This window comes from Clostridium sp. CTA-1 (assembly GCF_054768215.1).
In genome coordinates this window covers 38586-60003 of record NZ_BAAAAP010000016.1, presented here as the reverse complement: position 1 = coordinate 60003, position 21418 = coordinate 38586, and the positions used below count along the sequence as shown (strand labels likewise).

Annotated in this window: 20 protein-coding genes and 7 tRNA genes; 1 reads left to right on the top strand and 26 read right to left on the bottom strand. The window is 28.5% G+C overall.

Annotation, left to right across the window (positions count from 1 at the left end; translation table 11 throughout):
* Positions 1-277: 277 nt before the first annotated feature.
* The 26 genes from ACYUEW_RS13430 to purR form a co-directional block, all read right to left on the bottom strand.
* Positions 278-354, bottom strand: a tRNA-Met gene (locus ACYUEW_RS13430).
* Between the two features lie 10 nt (positions 355-364).
* Positions 365-440 (bottom strand) — tRNA-Met (locus tag ACYUEW_RS13425).
* A 53-nt stretch (positions 441-493) separates the two neighbouring features.
* Positions 494-569: transfer RNA gene (locus ACYUEW_RS13420), tRNA-Met, on the bottom strand.
* 5 nt (positions 570-574) lie between these two features.
* Positions 575-663, bottom strand: a tRNA-Leu gene (locus tag ACYUEW_RS13415).
* 31 nt (positions 664-694) lie between these two features.
* Positions 695-771, bottom strand: a tRNA-Met gene (locus ACYUEW_RS13410).
* Between the two features lie 4 nt (positions 772-775).
* A tRNA-Met gene (locus tag ACYUEW_RS13405) sits at positions 776-851 on the bottom strand.
* Positions 852-855: 4 nt separating this feature from the next.
* A tRNA-Leu gene (locus tag ACYUEW_RS13400) sits at positions 856-944 on the bottom strand.
* Between the two features lie 130 nt (positions 945-1074).
* Positions 1075-1479, bottom strand: a complete 405-nt coding sequence (locus tag ACYUEW_RS13395; protein ID WP_003361716.1) for a S1 domain-containing RNA-binding protein — start codon at positions 1477-1479, stop codon at positions 1075-1077.
* Between the two features lie 58 nt (positions 1480-1537).
* A complete protein-coding gene (locus ACYUEW_RS13390; protein WP_003488235.1) occupies positions 1538-1807 on the bottom strand; it encodes an FtsB family cell division protein in 270 nt (89 codons plus the stop codon).
* A gap of 94 nt (positions 1808-1901) precedes the next feature.
* Entirely contained in the window at positions 1902-2300 is a 399-nt protein-coding gene (gene yabQ / locus ACYUEW_RS13385) for a spore cortex biosynthesis protein YabQ (protein ID WP_003488233.1), read from the bottom strand.
* Positions 2301-2314: 14 nt separating this feature from the next.
* Positions 2315-2605 carry a sporulation protein YabP gene (gene yabP / locus ACYUEW_RS13380; protein WP_003488231.1) on the bottom strand — a complete coding sequence of 97 codons (291 nt, stop codon included), beginning with the start codon at positions 2603-2605 and terminating at the stop codon, positions 2315-2317.
* Between the two features lie 117 nt (positions 2606-2722).
* On the bottom strand, positions 2723-2962 hold the full coding sequence (locus tag ACYUEW_RS13375) for an RNA-binding S4 domain-containing protein (protein ID WP_003361721.1): 240 nt from the start codon (positions 2960-2962) through the stop codon (positions 2723-2725).
* A gap of 73 nt (positions 2963-3035) precedes the next feature.
* Positions 3036-3314: an HU family DNA-binding protein gene (locus ACYUEW_RS13370; protein ID WP_042386062.1), complete on the bottom strand. Its 279-nt coding sequence runs from the start codon at positions 3312-3314 to the stop codon at positions 3036-3038.
* A gap of 127 nt (positions 3315-3441) precedes the next feature.
* Positions 3442-4887, bottom strand: coding sequence for a bifunctional methyltransferase/pyrophosphohydrolase YabN (gene yabN / locus ACYUEW_RS13365; RefSeq protein WP_003488228.1), 1446 nt, complete (start codon positions 4885-4887; stop codon positions 3442-3444).
* A gap of 14 nt (positions 4888-4901) precedes the next feature.
* Positions 4902-6437, bottom strand: a complete 1536-nt coding sequence (locus tag ACYUEW_RS13360; RefSeq protein ID WP_003488226.1) for a putative polysaccharide biosynthesis protein — start codon at positions 6435-6437, stop codon at positions 4902-4904.
* A 132-nt stretch (positions 6438-6569) separates the two neighbouring features.
* Positions 6570-7121, bottom strand: a complete 552-nt coding sequence (spoVT, locus tag ACYUEW_RS13355; protein ID WP_003488225.1) for a stage V sporulation protein T — start codon at positions 7119-7121, stop codon at positions 6570-6572.
* Between the two features lie 198 nt (positions 7122-7319).
* Complete coding sequence (locus tag ACYUEW_RS13350; protein ID WP_042386058.1) at positions 7320-8330, bottom strand: peptidylprolyl isomerase; 1011 nt, start codon at positions 8328-8330, stop codon at positions 7320-7322.
* An 84-nt stretch (positions 8331-8414) separates the two neighbouring features.
* Positions 8415-11921 (bottom strand): transcription-repair coupling factor, encoded by a 3507-nt coding sequence (gene mfd, locus ACYUEW_RS13345; protein WP_042386055.1) that lies wholly within the window; start codon positions 11919-11921, stop codon positions 8415-8417.
* 27 nt (positions 11922-11948) lie between these two features.
* A complete protein-coding gene (gene pth, locus ACYUEW_RS13340) occupies positions 11949-12518 on the bottom strand; it encodes an aminoacyl-tRNA hydrolase (RefSeq protein WP_003488220.1) in 570 nt (189 codons plus the stop codon).
* 105 nt (positions 12519-12623) lie between these two features.
* Positions 12624-13796 (bottom strand): S1C family serine protease, encoded by a 1173-nt coding sequence (locus tag ACYUEW_RS13335; protein ID WP_003488218.1) that lies wholly within the window; start codon positions 13794-13796, stop codon positions 12624-12626.
* 34 nt (positions 13797-13830) lie between these two features.
* Positions 13831-15240 carry a sensor histidine kinase gene (locus ACYUEW_RS13330; protein ID WP_003488216.1) on the bottom strand — a complete coding sequence of 470 codons (1410 nt, stop codon included), beginning with the start codon at positions 15238-15240 and terminating at the stop codon, positions 13831-13833.
* Positions 15241-15927, bottom strand: coding sequence for a response regulator transcription factor (locus ACYUEW_RS13325; RefSeq protein ID WP_003488214.1), 687 nt, complete (start codon positions 15925-15927; stop codon positions 15241-15243). It lies immediately after the preceding gene.
* 178 nt (positions 15928-16105) lie between these two features.
* Positions 16106-17065 carry a ribose-phosphate diphosphokinase gene (locus ACYUEW_RS13320; RefSeq protein WP_003488213.1) on the bottom strand — a complete coding sequence of 320 codons (960 nt, stop codon included), beginning with the start codon at positions 17063-17065 and terminating at the stop codon, positions 16106-16108.
* A gap of 20 nt (positions 17066-17085) precedes the next feature.
* Positions 17086-18459, bottom strand: coding sequence for a bifunctional UDP-N-acetylglucosamine diphosphorylase/glucosamine-1-phosphate N-acetyltransferase GlmU (glmU, locus tag ACYUEW_RS13315; protein WP_460276915.1), 1374 nt, complete (start codon positions 18457-18459; stop codon positions 17086-17088).
* A gap of 162 nt (positions 18460-18621) precedes the next feature.
* A complete protein-coding gene (gene spoVG / locus ACYUEW_RS13310) occupies positions 18622-18909 on the bottom strand; it encodes a septation regulator SpoVG (protein ID WP_003359319.1) in 288 nt (95 codons plus the stop codon).
* Between the two features lie 102 nt (positions 18910-19011).
* A complete protein-coding gene (gene purR / locus ACYUEW_RS13305) occupies positions 19012-19827 on the bottom strand; it encodes a pur operon repressor (RefSeq protein WP_003488209.1) in 816 nt (271 codons plus the stop codon).
* 199 nt (positions 19828-20026) lie between these two features.
* Here purR and murC point away from each other — a divergent pair, with 199 nt between their 5' ends.
* Entirely contained in the window at positions 20027-21403 is a 1377-nt protein-coding gene (murC, locus tag ACYUEW_RS13300) for a UDP-N-acetylmuramate--L-alanine ligase (RefSeq protein WP_085333912.1), read from the top strand.
* Positions 21404-21418: the final 15 nt, after the last annotated feature.

Here is a 21418-nt window from a genome sequence, read left to right as displayed (position 1 = left end):
GAAATAATTGTCATAAGCTGAAGTCGCATCTAATTTTTTTTAGGACATTTCTTTCTAATATTTTTTATAATTATTTTTTTTAGACATTTATAGGAAAAATAATACAGTAAACAAAATAATTTAATATTTAATAAGAAATATAAATAGAAAAAATTCATATTTTTATGCTTATAGTATTAATATGTATTTAATAAAAAGTTTAGTGTATTTTTTATAGGAAATATAACACATTATAAAAAAAGAGAGATTCTATCTAAATAGAATCTCTCTTTTTATGTGGTAGCGGAAATAGGACTTGAACCTACGACACTTCGGGTATGAACCGAATGCTCTAGCCAGCTGAGCTATTCCGCCAAAAAATAATTGGTTGCGGAGGCAGGACTCGAACCTACGACCTTCGGGTTATGAGCCCGACGAGCTGCCAACTGCTCCACTCCGCGACATTAGTACTAAATACAAAAATCAAAGCTAATTTATTTTGCCAAAAAATAATTGGTTGCGGGGACAGGACTTGAACCTGCGACCTTCGGGTTATGAGCCCGACGAGCTACCAACTGCTCCACCCCGCGATATTTGGTGCTGAAGACCGGAATCGAACCGGTACGGGCTGTTAGGCCCGCAGGATTTTAAGTCCTGTGCGTCTGCCAGTTCCGCCACTCCAGCACATTGTGTGTTATATAATATTTTAAGTAAATGGTAGCGGAAATAGGACTTGAACCTACGACACTTCGGGTATGAACCGAATGCTCTAGCCAGCTGAGCTATTCCGCCACAATGGTTGCGGGGGCAGGACTTGAACCTACGACCTTCGGGTTATGAGCCCGACGAGCTACCAACTGCTCCACCCCGCGATATTGGTGCTGAAGACCGGAATCGAACCGGTACGGGCTGTTAGGCCCGCAGGATTTTAAGTCCTGTGCGTCTGCCAGTTCCGCCACTCCAGCACGTTATTTTATTTTGTGTTTTTGTCTCATTGCTGACGACATAAATAATTATATCCCACAAACTATACTATGTCAACACTTTATTTTATTTTTTTTAAAATAAATAAAAAGGCCCTTAAGGCCTTTTGTTTTAATAGCTTTTCTTACTTCCTCTACCTCTAGAATCTTGATGCTTTTTTAAATCTTGGAATCTTTCTTCACTGTCTTTTAAGAATTTAGATAATCTATCTTCAAAATTTACTTCATTCTTTTTAGACTTTTCTCTTGACCAATCAATTTCCGCTGGCTTACAAGATTTTTTCTGTTGCATAGCTTGCTTAATAGATAAACTTATTTTTCCTTTATCATCTATTGAAATAACTTTAACCTTTACTTTATCCTGTTCTTTTAAATATTCTCTAATGTCTTTTACATAACTATCTGATACTTCAGATATGTGTACTAAACCTGTTTTACCTTCAATTTCAACAAAGGCTCCAAAATTTGTAATGTTAACTACTGTACCTTCAAGTATACTACCTGCATTCAAAGTCATATTAATAAGACTCCTCCTTAATAAATAATGTATATATAATTTAAATTTAAAAACAATTTTATTGTGTGTTGTTTATTACAGGAGTCTCCCCTTTCTTTATAAGTCTTAATCTTTCTCTAGCTAACTTTTCTATGTAATCTTTTGATTTAGATAATTTGACTTCATCCTGTAATTTTTGATTTTTTTCTTTAACTTCTTTTAACTCAATTTTCTTTTCACTTATTTGGTCCTTGATTTTATGCATAGTTATTTGCTGATTTATAAAAATAACTGCAATATAAACTATAGCTAAGAAAAGTATTAACTTCTTTACATTAATTTTTTTCATAATATAACTTCCCTTTATAAAATATAAACCTTATAGTTATATTTTATTATATTTAAAATTTTCTTCAAGTTATTTTTGAAAATTATATTAAAAATTAATGCATTTTATTAGATTTTATTTTATATATGAGTATTTTAAAGGGATACACTATTATATTAATTGCTATCCTAAAAAATTTATTTATATTTTCAACCATACAAATAAATATAGGATTTAAATATTTGCTTATAAAAAATATATATATGTATAAACCTATAGCAATCCATAGGTATACATATATCCCTATAAAGGCACAATTATTATATAACAAAAATATGAATATTGCTATAGCAGCTAAACACCAAAATAATATATCTTCAATAATTTTTATAATAGGGCTTAAATTTTTATCCATCCTTATACTTCTATAAATGTCAAAAAAAACACCCGTTATTAAACCAGATAAAAAACTAAAAATTAATAATCCCAATTGTTTACTTATAGATATAACCATACTATACAAATCTCCTACTTAAATAGTTTTGAAAATATATTGCTCCTGTTAGCTTTAGATTGATCATTAAGATAAGCACAAGAATTTATAGTACCTACTATTACAACATCTCCATTTTGTACATCTAATTTATTCATTTTTAAATTTGATCCTTTTATATCCAAATCTCCTAGGGTTGTCTTTAACATAATTTCTTCTTCATTAAAGCTTATAACTTCATTAATGCCGCTTAAAATTAACTTTTTTCTGCTCTCTAAATTTAAATTACTTATTTTATCATCATTCTTAAACTCTTTCTTTTCCATAAATATCCCCCTCTACTTATAAATAATATATGCTCATTCATTATTGTATATTACAATAAAATAAAAGGTTCTAAAAAATCATATTTTGAAAACTTTTAGAACCTTTTATTTTGAAACTTATATAATTTTATACATATTTTCAGCATCTTCTTTTTTTACATGCTCTAAAACAGATATTATTTCATACTTCATAGTTTTATTAGCATATTGTATTTCTAAGAGATCTCCCTCTTTAACTTCAGTACCAGGTTTAGCTATCTTAGAATTAACAAGAACCCTTTCGTTTTCACAAGCCTCTTTAGCTACAGTTCTTCTTTTTATTATTCTTGAAACTTTAAGAAATTTATCTAAACGCAAATCCTTTCCCCCTTAACTTTATATAAATAAACAAAAAACCCAGATTAAAACCTAGGTTTTTTATATTTATTATTTATTTTTTGTTTACTTTTTCTTTTAGTTCTTTTCCTGCTTTGAAAACAGGTGCTATTGATGCAGGTATAGTTATTTCTTCTTTAGTTCTTGGATTTCTACCTACTCTTTCAGCTCTTTCCCTAGTTTCAAAAGTACCAAAGCCAACTAATTGAACTTTTTCGCCACCTTCTAATGCTTCTTCAACACTTTCTATAAATGATTTTAAAGCTGCTTCTGCGTCCTTTTTAGTTAATTTTGATTTTTCTGCCATGCTTGTAATTAATTCTGATTTATTCACTTTTGTTACCTCCTTAAAATTAAGTAGTTTACTACTTAAAGTTTTATACATTATTCGCATATTAGCTTATTCTTCACTTATTATAAAAATCCTTCTTTAAATATGGTTTTTATTTAAATAAGTGAGTTTATTTATTTTTCGCTTCCTTCCATAATTCATCCATTTCTTCTAAAGACATATTATCTAAATTTCTGCCCATAGAGATTGCTTCATCTTCTATGTATTGAAAGCGATTTATAAATTTATCTATACTATAATTTAAAGCATTTTCAGGGTCAATGTCAAGAAATCTTGCTACATTTACCACTGAAAATAATAAATCACCTATTTCTTCTAATATTTTTACCTTATTTTTGCTTTTATATACATCTTCTATCTCTTTATATTCCTCTGTAATTTTTTTCATGGCATCTTCTATATTATCCCAATCAAATCCCACTTTTGCTGCTTTCTTTTGAACCTTATCTGCTCTCATTAAAGCTGGTAGTGTTTTAGCAATGTGTCTTATGCTATCTGTGTAAGTTTTATTTCCCTGTTCCATACTTTTTATCTTATCCCAATTTTCCAAAACTTCATTTGAATTATTTATCTCTAAGTCACTAAAAACATGAGGATGTCTATTAATCATTTTATCACATATAGACTGTATTACATCTTTTATTTCAAAAAAGCCATCTTCTTTTCCAATTTGAGAATGAAAAACTACTTGTAGGAGCACATCTCCTAATTCTTCGATTAACATATCCACATCTTTATTATCTATAGCCTCTATAACTTCATAACTTTCTTCTATTAAGTATTTTTTTAATGAAGTATGAGTTTGTTCCTTATCCCAAGGACATCCATCCTCTCCTCTTAGCTTATCCATTATATCTAATAAATCCATAAAATCATAGTTATTATTTGAAACCTTTGGTATATATACTGATGTTAAATGATCTATGTTATGTTGTCTATCTAATTCATATAAAGGTATCTTTCTTATCTCCTCAAGTCCCTCTATTCCCGCTGCTCTTACAAAAAATATTTCTGTATCATCTTTATAATAGTTCATAAGATTTAATTTAACCTCTGAAGCTATAAATTTATCATATACTTGTGTAATTATAGTACCTATTCTCTTATCCATTACTTGATTTTTTATATCAAAAGCGTCTATTATTTTTAATCCTTCCACTGGATCTAAAAGTAAACTTTCCATTAAGGCGTCTACAAAACTTACTGCTGGTAATATTTTAAATTTTATATTGTTTTGCCTGCAAAGCTTTATAAGTATATCCACAGACTTTTCTGCAACTAATGGATGCCCCGGTACTGCATATATTATATCTGAATAATTTTTACTAGCTTCTATTAGTGATTTTGCTATAGAGTTATATACATCATCAAAACTTTCTCCTACTTCATATTCTCCATCAAAAGTTTCGTAAGTTATTCCTAATTTATTTATATATTCTACTGTAGGATGTTTTTCTGTCCTTAAAAAAACTTTATCAACAGTTTTTAAACTATCTATAGTTCCTAAAGTAATTGATTCTTTGGATCCTGGACCTAATCCTATAATGTTTATCATGTAATAATTCACCCTTATCTTTTTATGATTTTTCTCTTTATATAAGTATAATCAAGTATACCAATTAATCCTATTATAATAAAATAGATTATCATTCCTAAAAATACAGCTATTAAACAAGCTATTTTACTACTTATGGTATAATTATAGGCATAGAAGTAAATAAATACAACTGCAATTATCATTATTGTAGATGCAATAAGAGGTTTTATCATAATTTCATAATAATTGATACTTATATTTAAGCTCTTTTTTAGAGCCATCATATTTAATACAGCTGATATTACATAACCAGCTATTGTACCTATAACTGCACCATATATATTTATATTGCTCATAGGAACTAAAATCAATGTAATTACTATTTTAAATATACATCCTATACATAAGTTAACTATAGGTCTTATATACCTTCCTACGCCCTGTAATATAGCTGTACTAGTTTGACACAAAACTATAAATGGTATACTTAGTGCTAAATACTTTAATATTTCATATCCTGCTTCTTGCCCAGGAAATATTAAGTTTAATATAGGTTTAGCCATAAAGTTAAGTCCTAAACAGGAAGGTATGGCTATAACCATAGAAATTTTAATAGCTAATTCTACTTTTTTTAAAACTTCCATTTTTCTATTTAATATATAATCTTCTGCAATTATAGGTACCAACGCTGCACACAAAGATACAGATAATGTTAAAGGCACGTTAACTAAAGTAAATGCTTTCCCTGTTAATTGGCCATATAATATAGTCGATTGTTTGTATGTAAATCCCGCTTCTAATAGTTTCTGTGGCACTAATGCAGAATCTATTAAACTCATGATAGTCCCTACTGCAGATCCTATAGATATAGGAATTGCCATATAAAGTATAGTATTCATTATTTTAAAATTTCTTTTTACCTTTTTTACCCTAAATTCTTTTTTCACACTTAAGTATCTAAAAAAAAGATAAATTCCGCCTAAAAAACCTCCTGCAGCTGCACCTATAGCTGCTCCTCCCGCTGAATATTCTATCCCCATTGGTAATAGTATATAGGCAAGTCCAACTCCAAATATTACTCTCCCTAACTGCTCTATAACTTGTGATATAGCAGTATAATTCATATTTTGCATTCCTTGAAAAAATCCTCTAAACACACTCATTATAGAAATAAAAAAAGGTGCTAAGGATATTCCTATCAAAGAGTAATAGGATCTTGTATCCCATTTTAAAAATCTTATTATATCTTTTGAAAATAATAAAAGTATAATTGTAAATCCCATCCCCATTATAAGCATAAATATCATAGCCTCTTTTAAAACTGATATTATCCCACCTTCATCTCTTACTGCATTTCTTTCTGATACTAACTTAGAAACTGCTACAGGTATTCCAGATGCAGCTGCTATAAAAAACATATATAGTGGATAGGACATTTGATAGTATCCAATACCTTCATCTCCTATGAGCATTTGTAAGGGCCATCTAAAAAATAATCCTAAAAATTTAGCAATTATTCCTGCACTTCCTAATATAAAAGTTCCCTTTATTAAAGATTGTTTTTTCATAATAATACCTCCGTAATACTACTATCCTATTAGTATTTTAAAAACTGAGTTATTATTACTTTTATTTTTATAATTTTATAGTTTATTAATAAAACCTGTGCCTAAGCACAGGTTCATATTAAGTATATTAAATTATTCTTCCATTTGTTTTCCTAAAAATGATGAAGCAGTTTCTGCAAGTTTCATCTCTAATTCATTAAATTTCTTTCCACCTTCTTTTGATACTATTATTACAGCTCCAACAGTATCTCCTTCAGCTATTATAGGTGATATAACTTGTGCTGAATACTTTTCATCTATATCTTCATCATCATATATAGAAACTGCTTTATTATCATCACCAAAATAAACAGTTTTTCTTTCTTCTATTATTTTTTCTAGATCATAACTTATTTTTTTCTCTAAATATTCTTTTTTAGGGGCTCCACTAATTGATATTATAGTATCTTTATCACAAATCATAACTATATTACCTATGGTTTGCTGAAGGGAATCAGTATACCCTTTTGAAAATTCGCTTAAATCACCTATTGGTGAATATTTTTTTAATATTACTCCACCTTCCCTATCAGTAAATATTTCAAGAGGATCCCCTTCTCTTATTCTCAAAGTTCTTCTTATTTCTTTCGGTATAACAACTCTGCCCAAATCGTCTATTCGTCTAACAATTCCTGTTGCCTTCATTATTTTATTCCTCCTCTAACTAAAAATTAAATATATTAGTATTATTATGTAGTAATATTATCTTTCTATTTATGAAATTTTATGCATAATTGTTATTTACATTTTATATTTTTTCATTTAACTGTAAAATAAACTAGCTTTTTAGAATTTTATTCCAAATAAAAATCATGTGTAATTTATACACATGATTTTTATTTATTATAATAGATTTTTTTCGTAAGTTTTTATCTTAGAAGCTTTTTTCCATTCTTCTATTTTTTTAGTATAAGCTTCCTTTTGCTTTTCCATTTTTAATTCTTTTTTAATATCTTCTTTTACAGCATCATATTTTTTAACTGGATATTCTTTTTTACTATTAATTTTTATAATATGATATCCAAATTGAGTATGAACTGCATTAGAAACCGCGCCTTGTTTAAGTGCTATGGCTGCTTTCATAAATGTAGGATCAAAATTAGCATCATTATAATTTATATCTCCTAATAATCCACCCTTATCTTTAGAACCTGGATCCTGTGATACTTCCTTTGCTACCTTTGCAAAATCTTCTTTTGAATCTAATCTCTTTTTAACTTTTTTAGCTTCATCTTCTGTTTTAACTAATATATGTGATACATTCATGGTATTTGGCTTTTCTGTGAACATACTTTGATTTTCATTATAATACTTCTTGGCATCTTTATCTTCAACTTTTACATCCTTTGTAGCTTCATTTATAACTTTTTCTATTATTATTTGGCTTTTTAAGTATTCTTTTAAAGTTTCTTTAGTAAATCCTGTAGATTTTAAAGTTTCTTCAAATTTCTTTTCATCATTATTATATACTGCCTTTATTTCATTAAATTTTTTATCTACTTCTTTGTTTAATTCCTCATCCTTTGGAATAACTTTTAATTCTTTACCTTTTTGTAATAAAACTTTTTCTGTTATAAGCTCATCCAAGATTTGTGACTTTTGTTCCTTTAGAACCTCTTTTCCTTGTTCACTTTTTTCAAATTCTTCACCATACTGCATTTTCATTTGATTAACTACTTGTTTAAGTCTAGGATTTTCCTCTAAATCTTTTCTCTGAATCTTTTCTCCATTTACTTTAGCTATAGTACTTTTAGCTTTTGCTTCTGGTGTTTTTTCTACCATATCACAAGCTGTGAATGTTAAAATAAATATTCCTAAACACAATACGCTTAATAATTTTTTTGCATTTTTCACCCTATATTCCTCCACTCTTAACATTTTATTTTGCACAATTAAAGTAATTTTACCACATAAATAACAATACTACAAAATCTTCATTTATTCATTGTTCTCCACTATATATTCTAAAAAATCTTTTATAACTGAAAGGACCTGTTCTTTCTTTATATTCTTTATACTATAACCTATAGCAGGCTTTTCACTTAATTTAAATGCTACTTGCTTTGAATACTTATCCATTATAATCTTCACAATTTTTTCTTTTAAGCTACTCTTGTCTTCAAATTGAAAAACAACTTCATTTGAAATTTCTTTTATTTCTTCTACATCAAGTTTTTTACCTAAGCTTCTTATATAAGATATATTCATTAAATTATAAACAGATATTGGAATATCTGAAAATCTATCCTCTAATTCCTCTTCTATATCCATAAACTCTTCTTTAGAATCTATAGATGCAATCTTTTTATACACTTCTATCTTTTGTGTTTCATCTTTTATATAAGTATTTGGGATATAAGCATCTATTTTTAACTCTACTGAAGTTTCTACTGGCTCTTTATCTATATCACCTCTAACTAACTTTATAGTATCCTCAAGCATTCTGCAATAAAGATCATAGCCTATAGAAGCCATATGTCCATGTTGAGCAGAGCCCATCATATTACCTGCTCCTCTTATTTCTAAATCCTTTAAGGCTATCTTAAAGCCTGAACCTAATTCTGTGAAATCCTTTATGGCTTTTAATCGTTTTTCTGCTACTTCTGTAAGTATCTTATCTCTTTTATAAGTTAAGTAGCAATATGCCATTCTATTTGTTCTACCTACTCTTCCTCTTAATTGATATAGCTGAGATAGTCCCATTTTATCTGCATCATATATAATCATAGTGTTAACATTTTTTATATCCATGCCTGTTTCTATTATTGTTGTAGCTACTAATATATCAAATTTATTTTCTGTGAAGTCTAATACTACGTTCTCTAACTCTTTTTCTTTCATTTGTCCATGGGCTATCTGAACTCTTCCTTCTGGTACTAGTTTTGATATATATGACGCCATCTCATGGATACTCTCAACTCTATTATATACAAAATAAATTTGTCCACCTCTACTAATTTCCCTTAATATGGAATCTCTTATCAATTGATCATTATACTCTACTACATAAGTTTGAACAGGATATCTTTCCTCTGGAGGAGTTTCTATAACACTTATATCTCTAACACCTACTAATGACATATGTAAAGTCCTAGGTATAGGGGTAGCACTTAGAGTCAAGACATCCACATTTTTCTTTAAATTCTTCATTTTTTCTTTATGCTTTACTCCAAATCTTTGTTCCTCATCTATTATTAATAATCCTAAATCCTTAAATTTTATATCCTTTTGAAGAATTCTATGAGTTCCTATTAATATATCTACATTTCCTTCTTTAATGGACTTTATAGTAGCCTTTTGCTCGGATAAAGTTCTAAATCTACTTATAACATCAACTGTTACAGGGAAATCCGAAAATCTTTGTTTGAAATTATTATAATGTTGTTGAGCTAATATGGTAGTAGGAACTAAAAATGCTACCTGTTTCCCATCCATAACTGCCTTAAAGGCCGCCCTTATAGCAACTTCAGTTTTACCATAACCTACGTCTCCGCATAAGAGTCTATCCATAGGTTTTGGTGATTCCATATCCCTTTTTATATCCTCTATAGCCAACACTTGATCCGGTGTTTCTTCATAAGGAAATTCTTCTTCAAATTGCTTTTGCCATACTGTATCATCAGAATATTTATAACCTTTTAGGGTAGCTCTTATAGCATATAATTTTACTAAATCCTCTGCAATTTCTTCTATGGACTTTTTAACCTTATTTTTAGTTTTAGTCCATTCTGAACTTCCTAGCTTATTTACTTTAGGTTTTTTACCCTCACTGCCTATATATCTTTGCACCATATCCAACTGTTCTACTGGTACATAAAGCTTATCATCTGAATGATATATTAACTCTAAATAATCCTTTTTGTTCCCTTGTAATTCTAATTGCTTTATACCTTTAAATACCCCAATACCATGGTTAGCATGAACTACAAAATCTCCCGGTTTAAGCTCAGTAAAACTTTTAATTTTCCCTGTTCCTTTTTTATTCTGTTTCTTTTTCCCCTTCTTTTTAAATTGTCCGAATATATCCTTGTCAGATATAACACTTAATTTTATATCATAATACTGAAATCCGTTTGTTTGATTTCCAAAAGTTATAACCACTTCTCCGGGTTTAATTTCTCTTACTATATCCTTATATGAACTCTCTACTCCCATGTCTCTAAGATGATTTACTAATCTTTCTCCTCTACTCCTAGTTCCCGATAAAATTAGTATTTTATATTTCTCTTTTTTCTTTTCTTTTATATCCTCTATCAAAAATTCAATTTTACCATTATAACCTTGTAGAGTTGTTTGATTAAATGTTACAACAGACTTAGGCTTTAATTTATCTATAGTTTTTTTTATGTTTTCTATAGTAATTATTTTTTTGTATTCTAACTGTTCGATTATTCTTTCCTTATCATAAACAATTTCAGCCTGTTTAGGTAATATATATCCTTTTTCTAAAAATTTATCATAATCTTCATTAAACTCTAAATAAGTACTATCTAACTTACCTAAGCATCGTTTAACATCATCTATAACAATAAAAGAATCTTCTATATAATCTAATAAGCTGTTAGTTTTTGTGTAGAAATAAGGAAGAAAAGTATCTATATTTTCAAAAGACCAGCTTTCATTTAACTGCTCTAAATTACTGTTTATTATACTTTGTATCTTCTCTTTGTCCTCCTTTTTACTTAAATTACCAACCAATTTATCTAAATCAGCTTTTATATTTTTTAGTCCTAAGTTTATATTTTCTTCTTCAAGTATAATTTCTTTAGCTGGGAATATACTTATACTATTAACTTTTTCAATACTTCTTTGAGAGTTTACATTAAAGTTTCTTATAGAATCTACCTCATCACCAAAAAATTCCAATCTATAGGGTTCTGATGAAATAGGAGGATATATATCTATTATCCCTCCTCTTACAGAGAACTCTCCTTTATTCTCTACTATATCTACTCTTTCATATCCGCTTTTTACTAATTTTTCTTCCAATGACTTGGTTTCTATAATATCTCCAACAGACATTTTGAATGTATACTTTATATATAACTCTTTAGGTATATATGTAGCACCTAAAGATTCTATACACGTAACTATTATTTTCTTTTTAGTACTTAGAACCTCATTTATAACTTTAAGTCTTTCCCATCTTAAATCTCCTGATATGGCATAAATATTATAAAATACAACTTCTTTAGTAGGTAAATAATATACCTCCGTTGTATATAAACTTAAATCTTCATATATTCTCCTAGCTTCCACATCACTATGAGTAAAAATTACTAAAGATTTATCTACATTAGCAAATATACTACTAATAAAATAATTTTTGCCAGAATCCGCTAATCCATATGTGCCTATAGGAAATTTATTTAAATTTATATTGTTTAATAAATTTTTAAAATCTTCATTTGAACTCAAAGGTGATACTAAACCTTCTAGCCTCATATTAACAACCACCCTATAATTATTGTTTTATACTTCTATTTTTACTCCATTGTACTTATTCATAGCCTCTGTCACTCCATCTTCTACTATACTTATACATGCTTTGACTGACATAGCTAGTGTTTTTTCTATAATTTCTCTTTGTTCTTTTGAAAATTTTCCCAAAACATAGTTTACTACATTTCCATCAGGCTGTCCAATGCCTACTCTAACCCTTGGAAAAATATCTGAATTTAAATGTTGTATAATATTTTTTATACCATTATGTCCACCTGCACTTCCCTTGCCTCTAATTCTTAATTTTCCTATATCTATACTCATATCATCATATATTACTATTATATTTTCTTTATTTATTTTATAAAAATTAGCTGCTTCTATAACGCTTTCTCCACTTAAATTCATATATGTACTAGGTTTTAATAATATTACCTTTTCATTGCCTATTCTTCCTTCCCCATAACTCCCTTTAAATTTTTGCCTATTTATTTCAATATTATACTCCTCAGCTATAATGTCAATTGCATCAAAACCTATATTATGCCTAGTCTTTTTATATTCTTCTCCTATATTTCCTAATCCAACTACTAAATACATACCTTCACTCCTAATTATAATATTAATATCACCAAAGAATATTATACTACAATAAATAATAAAGAGACTTATCAGGTCTCTTTATTATTTATTGTATATTACATTTTACCTATTACTTTCTTTCATTTCAGATAATATTATATTAATTTCTTTATATTTACTATTTCTTAATATTTTAGCCTTTACCGTATCTCCAACTTTATGAGTATCTAGTATGTCTGCTAAATCTTCAAATTTAGTAACTTTTTTACCATCTAACTCTACTATTATGTCTGTAGGCTTAATCCCTGCTGCAGCTGCTCCAGAACCTTGAACTACCTCTGCTACATATGCCCCAGATACTCCAGTTTGTTCTGAAGATATGGTTTTACCAGCTACGCCTAAATAAGGCCTTGATACTTTACCATAATCCATTAGAGATTTTATTATATCTTTAGCTTCATTTATAGAAATAGCAAATCCTATTCCCTCTGCTTTTTCTTTTAAACTATTAATTCCTATAATCTCCCCTGCATCATTACACAAAGCACCACCACTATTCCCTGGATTTATAGCTGCATCGGTTTGTATCAATTTATACACAGCTCCTGCATATTGAATTTTTCTATTTGTAGCGCTAACTATACCTGCTGTAACTGTTCCTGCAAATTCTTCTCCTAGCGGATTCCCAATTGCTATAGCCACATCTCCTACTTTAACTTTTGATGAATCACCAAATTTGGCTACTGGTAAATTTTTAGCATCAACTTTTATAACAGCTAAATCAGATCTACGATCTGTTCCTACTAAAGAAGCATTTAAAACTTTTCCTGTAGATAATTTTATTGTTATCTTTTGTGCTCCATCTATTACATGATTATTGGTTACAATGTATCCATTAGGATCAAATATTATCCCTGAACCTGACCCCTGATCTTCTTGACCAAAATATCCCTCTGTTTTATTACTAATACCTACTACTGCTGGACCTACACTTTCAGCAACTTTGGTTATAGAATTCTTAGGCAATTGTTCATTTTTATTTTCTTTTTCATTTTTTTCACTTTTTTGTTCGAATAAGGACTGATTAGTGGGATTGTATGGATTCTTTTCTAATTTTTTATCTATAATATAGGAAGCTGTTACTCCACCACATAAAGCTGATACTATAATTATAAGCATAATAAATAGTATGTTTTTCATCCTTCTTCTTTTTCTACTTTTTTTAAAATTTATTTCACCATATGGTTCAGCATTTAAACCATTCTCTCCAACATTATTTAAATTATCTCTATCCATATTTAACCTCCGCTCTTTAGTTTAAATTTAACAATTATGCTCTCTTTATGGTAAAATTAAAAGTTACCCCTCCTTCTGGACTATTATTAACCCAAATATCTTCCCCGTGTTGTGTTAAAATACTTCTTACAATAGATAACCCTAGTCCAGTACTAACTTTAGATGATCGAGCTTTATCTGCTTTATAAAATCTGTCCCATATATGTTTTATATCTTCATCAGATATAACCGGGCCATCATTAAATATAGAAACTATAACTTTGCTTCCCTTGATTTTTGTATTTAATTTTACATTTCCACCCTCATTAGCATATTTGATTGCATTATCTAATACATTTATTACAACCTGTGTTAACCTGTCTTTATCAGCAATAACATATACTTTGTCATCTTCTAAACTTACATTGACTTTTAATTTTTTATCTCTTATTTTTGTCTCAAATTTTATTACACTAGTTCTTATAATCTCATTTAAGTCTATTTCTTCTAAATTTAATTTTAAATGCCCTTCTTCAATGGCAGATAGATCTAATAAATCATTTATAAGTCTTGTAAGCCTTTGAGTTTCTTCATAGGTTAATTTCAGATAATAATCTTGCTTTTCCGCTGGAACTATTCCGTCTAATATTCCACCAATAAATCCTTTTATTGATGTAATGGGTGATCTTATTTCATGAGAAACATTTGAAATAAACAATCTTCTATTGATTTCCACCTGTTCTATAGCCTCTGCCATAGAGTTAAAGGAAGAGGCTAGATCCCCTATTTCATCATCTGACTCTATATCTACCCTTTTTCCTACTTCTCCTTTAGATATTTTATCAGCTACATAATTAATCTGTGCAAGTGGTCTTATAATTATCCTTTGAGAAAAATAATATATTACTATGCAGGATATTATTATGGCAAAAATAGCTGATATCCAGATTATATTATAAACTTTTTTTAATGGATCTTTTATTTCATCTATAGATGTATGCATTATTATAGCTCCACTAAATACTCCTTTATAAAAAATAGGCACTTCAAAAGTGTGTACAGGGGTTGAAAAAGCTGATTTATACTGGCCTTTATTTTCTAAATTATTTCCTCTCCTTAACTCTTCTAATTCATCAGTTAAAACCTGTACGCCTACTAAATTTTTATGCTTGGGGTTAGATACAGCATAAACATATCCATACTTATCAGTAATCCATATGTTTACAGATAAATAATTACTAATATAATTTATTACTTCATTAATTTTTTCAGATGGTATACTTCCTTCTACATACCTAACTGCTGCATTTCCTATAAACTGAGATTCTGTAATAAGCTGATTCTTCCTTTGATCAAAATAGTAACTCTCAAACCAATAGGATAAAAACGCTGCTATAATTATAAAACTTACAGATATTATTATGGTAAATGTAGCTACAAGTTTAGCAAATAAGCCTTTTTTCATTTATTTCACCTCAAATTTGTAACCTACACCCCAAACAGTTTCTATTTCCCAATTAGGTCCTCCCTCTAGTTTTTCTCTTAGCCTTTTTATGTGAACATCTACTGTTCTTGAATCTCCTGGATAATCATATCCCCATACTTCACACAATAATTGCTCCCTAGTAAATACCCTGTTTTTATTTTTTGCTAAATAATATAAAAGTTCAAATTCTTTTGGTGGCATTTTTATTTCCTTATTTTTATAAACCACTGTATAAGAATTAACATCTACTGTTAACTGTTCAAAATTTAATGCTTCCTTATTTTCATTATCCACATTATATCTTCTCAGTACAGCTTTAACTCTTGCTAATAATTCTTTAGGCTCAAAAGGTTTTACTATATAATCATCTGCCCCTAGTTCTAAAGCTAATACCTTGTCAAAAGTGTCTCCCTTTGCTGTTAACATTATTATAGGTATTGTACTGTCTTTTCTTATCCATTTAAGTACATCAACTCCATCTATATGTGGAAGCATTATATCTAATAAAACTAAATCTGGTTTATACTCTAAAAATCCTTCTTGAGCTTCTTTCCCATCATAACAAACTCTTGTATCATATCCTGAATTCTCCAAATACATCTTTATTACTTCGGCTATATTTTCATCATCATCTACAACAAGAACTTTTCCTATTTTCCCTTCCATTGGTATATCCTCCTTTTAACTTTATATATTATATATTATCTCTATATAATACATATTTAATTTATCATATTATTTAAAATAAAAATAAATAATTCTTCAAAATTTACAAATAGTTAACTATATAAATAAAGTACCCATAGAAAATAAATTCTATGGGTACTTTATTTATATGTATTGATTAATCTTCAAATATTTTACTTACAGATGTATCTTCATATATTCTCTTAATTGCTTCTGCAAATACAGGCGCAACTGATAAAACTTTAAATTTATCTAAAGTTTTTTCTTCTGGTAAATCTATAGTGTTTAACATAACTAATTCTTTTATTACTGAATTTTCTATTCTTTCTATAGCTGGTCCAGATAAAACAGCATGAGTGCAACAAGCATAAACTTCTTTAGCTCCCATTTCTATTAAAGCATTAGCTCCATTAGTTATAGTTCCCGCTGTATCTATCATATCATCAACTAATATAACAGTCTTATCTTTTATATCTCCTATTATATTCATTACTTCTGATACATTTGCTTTAGGTCTTCTCTTATCTATAATAGCTATTGGACAATGTAGCTTATCAGCAAATTTTCTAGCTCTAGTTACACTTCCTAAATCTGGAGATACTACAACTATATCATCCCTATCTTCAAATCCTTTTTGTACAAAATACTTTGCAAGTATTGGTGAGCCTAGTAAATGATCTAATGGAATGTTAAAATATCCTTGAATTTGAGAAGCATGTAAATCCATTGTTAGTACTCTATCTGCTCCTGCTGCTGTTAAAAGATCTGCAACTAATTTAGCTGTTATTGGATCTCTAGCCTTAGCTTTTCTGTCTTGTCTTGCATATCCATAGTAAGGAACAACTGCTGTTATTCTTCCTGCTGAAGCCCTCTTAAATGCATCAATCATTATTAAAAGTTCCATTAAGTTATCATTAACTGGTTCATTAGTTGATTGTACAATAAATAGATCTGTTCCTCTAACTGTTTCATTAATATTAACAGATATTTCCCCATCACTAAATGTTCCTACTTGTGACTCACCTACAGTAGTTCCTAAAATATTAGCGATATCTTGAGCTAATTTTGGGTGAGAATTACCTGAAAAAATTTTAATACCTTTTCCATGGGTTATCATTATATAGTCCTCCTTAAATTTTATTTCTTTAATAATCCTTTTTTATCTAACCAGCCTTCTTTATTGATCTGCTTTGATCTAGCAATTGCTAAAGCTCCTTCTGGTACTTCCCTAGTAATTGTAGATCCTGCTGCAATATATGTATTGTCATTAACTTTAACTGGAGAAATCAAATTTGTGTTACATCCTATAAAAGAATTGTTGCCAATAATAGTTTTTTGTTTCTTTTGTCCATCATAATTTACTACTACAGTTCCACATCCAAAATTGCACTTACTTCCTACTTCTGCATCTCCTATATAAGTAAGGTGTGATACCTTTGTGTTGTCTCCAATAGTTGATTTTTTTATTTCTACAAAATCCCCTATTCTTGCAGATTTACCTATTTTAGTTTCTGGCCTTATATAAGCAAACGGTCCTACAGTAGTACCTTCTCCTACATGACTTTCTAATATAACAGACTTTTCAACTGTAACTCCTGATTCTATTACACTATTACATATTCTTGAATTAGAATATAACGTGCATTCTTCTTTTATTGTTGTGTTTCCCTGGATAACACATCCTGGATATATTATAGTATCATGTCCTATTTCTACATCAACATCTATATATGTACTTCCACAGTCTATAAATGTTACTCCATTTACCATATGTTTATAATTTATTCTTTTTCTCATAACTGTTTCTGCTTCTGAAAGTTGTACTCTTGAATTTACACCCATGATTTCTTCATAAGGTACAACTATAGCACCAACTTTCTCTTCAGATTTTTTTATTATTTCTATAACATCTGTTAAATAATATTCTCCTTGAGAATTATCATTGTTAAGACTTTTTAAACTAGTTAATAAGACTTCTATATCAAAACAATACATTCCACTATTAATTTCATTTACATTAAGTTCCTCTTCATTACAATCTTTGTGTTCAACTATCTTCTTTACTTCTCCAGATGCTTCTCTTATAATTCGTCCATATCCTGTTGGATCTTGTACAGTAGAAGAAATTAAAGTAGCTGCAAATTCCCCATTATTATGAAATTTAAACAACTCCTGTATAGTCTCATTAGTAATTAAAGGGGCATCTCCTGTAAATATAGCCACTGTACCTTTTTTATCTGTTAAAAATTCTTCTGCACAAATAACAGCATGACCAGTTCCTAGTTGTTCTTCTTGCATAGAATAAGTAACATTTCTATCCTTTGTATGTTCTTTAACTGTTTCTGATCCTTTTCCTATTACCAAATTTACATCTTTTATATTAGCTTTTCTAACGTTATCAATGACGTGATTTACCATTTCTTTTCCACAAACCTTGTGTACGACTTTGGGCATAGAAGATTTCATTCTTTTTCCTTTGCCTGCAGCCAATATTATAGCACAATTATACATTATAGCACCTCTTTATGGTTTAATTATGATATACTTTTATTTTATTTAATAAAACATCTTATAATATTATATTTTATATAAAAATTATTTTCAACCTATTACCATATTTTTAGAATAATTCAAAAATAAAAAAGGAGCTTATAAGCTCCTTTTTTGGATATTTTATTCTTGAACTTTTTCAGAAGATTCTTCTTCCATTTTTGCTCTCTCGTATTCTTCGATTATAGACTTTTGAATTTTCTCTCTAGTTTCAGTATTAATTGGGTGTGCTATATCCTTATATTCACCATCTGGTGTTTTTCTACTAGGCATAGCAATAAAAAGTCCATTTTGACCCTCTATAACCTTTATATCATGAACTACAAACTCATTATCAAAGGTTACTGAAACTATAGCTTTCATTTTTCCTTCTGCTGCAATTTTTCTAACACGTACATCTGTAATTTGCATAATTCCACCTCCAAGATGCTATGTATATACATACATATTCTCTAAATTTTATGTTTTTCCTTCTGTATTTTCAAAAAAATATTAAATTTTTTGAAAATTACATTATCTGAATAATTTAGATGGCTTAACTACTATATTTCCATTATCATCAAACCCATTAAAATCTATTATAGAAAAATAATCATTTACTAATTTTTTAGTTATATCTGTATTATCTATCAATACGCCAATTCCTAATAATTCACTTTCAAACTCTTTAAGTAAATTAATTATTCCAAGTGCTGTTCCTCCAGCTTTCATAAAATCATCAATAAAAATGCATTTACTATTCCTTTTTATTGCATCTTTTGATACATACATATTTTGTACCCTTCCACTAGATCCTGATACATAATTTATACTTAATGTTGAACCTTCTGTAAGTTTATTTTCACGACGAACAACCACAAGTTGAACGCCTAATAAATTAGCTACTTCATAAGCTAATGGTATCCCCTTTGTTTCAACGGTAACAACATAGTCTATATGTTTTCCTGAAAAAAAAGAAGAAAGTATATTAGCTGCTTGTTTTATTATTTGAGGATTGCACATTATATCTGTAACATATAAAAAGTTTCCTGGTATTATTCTGTCCTTTTTGCTCAAATTTATACATAGTTTCTCAGCAAAGTCTTTACTTTTATCTTCTGATATGCCATTTATAAATTTTACTCCTCCAGCTGCCCCTGATATGGTTTCTACTTTTCCCATATTCATTTTGTTTAATATATCCTTTACTACAAATAAATCTTCACTTATGGTAGATTTTGCAGCATTAAAGAGTTCCGTAAAATTATTTAAATTTATAATTTTATTTGGATTCTCCGTTAATATTTTCATAATAATAGCTATTCGTTGATTTCTTGTAAATTTATCCATATTATCACCTATCTAAAATGTTATTTCACGAATTATTTTTAATTTATTATTCTTATTATTCTCATTTTAAGATAAATATGTAACAATATCAACAACTTAAATTAAAATTTAAAATAAAACATTCTACTTTAATGTGTTTTTTTGTTTTGTTTTTGTATATAATTATCTAATATAACTAATATTTGAGGAGTTGATCTGGGTGTCATTTGATTTTATAAAAGATAAAAATAAACATATACATTTTATAGGTATAGGTGGAATAAGTATGAGTGGGTTAGCAGAAATACTACTTTATCATAATTTTACTATATCTGGTTCAGATATGAATTCATCACCTATAACTGAAAAATTAAAAGAAAAAGGTGCAAATATATATATTGGTCATAAAAAAGAAAATATAAAGAATGCTGATTTAATAGTATATACTGCTGCTATTGCTTCTGATAACCCTGAAATAATAGAAGCCAAAGAAAAAAATATTAAATTAATGGATAGAGCAGACTTTTTAGGTGACTTAATGAAAGGCTACAAATATAATGTTGCCATATCTGGAACTCATGGTAAAACAACTACAACTTCTATGTTATCTCATGTAGCATTAAAAGCTAATGTTGACCCAACTATTTTAGTAGGTGGTAATTTAGATATAATAAATGGTAATGTAAGAGTAGGTAAAAGTGACTTCTTTATAACAGAAGCTTGTGAGTACAAATCCTCATTCCTTAAATTCTTCCCATATATTGGGGTCATTTTAAACATAGATGCAGATCATTTAGATTACTATAAAGATTTAGATGACATAAAAAATGCTTTTTCAAAATTTATTAAATTAATTCCTAAGGATGGTTATCTTATAGCTTATGGAGAAGATAAAAATATACAAAGCATTATAAAAGAAGCTAACTGTAACGTTATAACCTATGGTATAAACTCAGGAGATATACAAGCTCATAATATAGAATATGATGAAAAAGCTTGTGGGAATTTTGATGTAGTTAAAAATAAACAAAAATTATTTTCAGTAAAGCTAAATGTTCCTGGAAAACATAATATACTAAATTCTCTAGCTAGTATATGTATTGGATTAGCTTCAAATATGAAAAATGAGGATATAATTGAAGGTATTGAAAGTTTTTTTGGGACTCATAGAAGATTTGAACTAAAAGGCTGTAAAAATAATATTACTGTAATAGATGATTATGCTCATCATCCTACAGAAATATCTGCTACATTAGATGCAGCTAAAAAATATCCTCACAATAAAATGTTCTGTGTTTTTCAGCCACATACTTATTCAAGAACATTAACCTTATTTGATGACTTTACTAAATGCTTTGACAATGCAGATGAAATTATTTTAGCTGATATATATGCTGCTAGAGAAAAGGACACTGGTATTATAAATTCAGATATGTTGGGAGATAAACTAAGAGAGCGCGGATTAAAATGTACTAACTTTCATAAATTTGATGATATAAAAAATTATCTTATAGAAAATGCTAAAACTGGTGACTTAATATTAACTGTTGGAGCTGGAGATATATATAAAGTAGGAGAAATGTATATTAATTTATAAAACTATGCTTAAAAC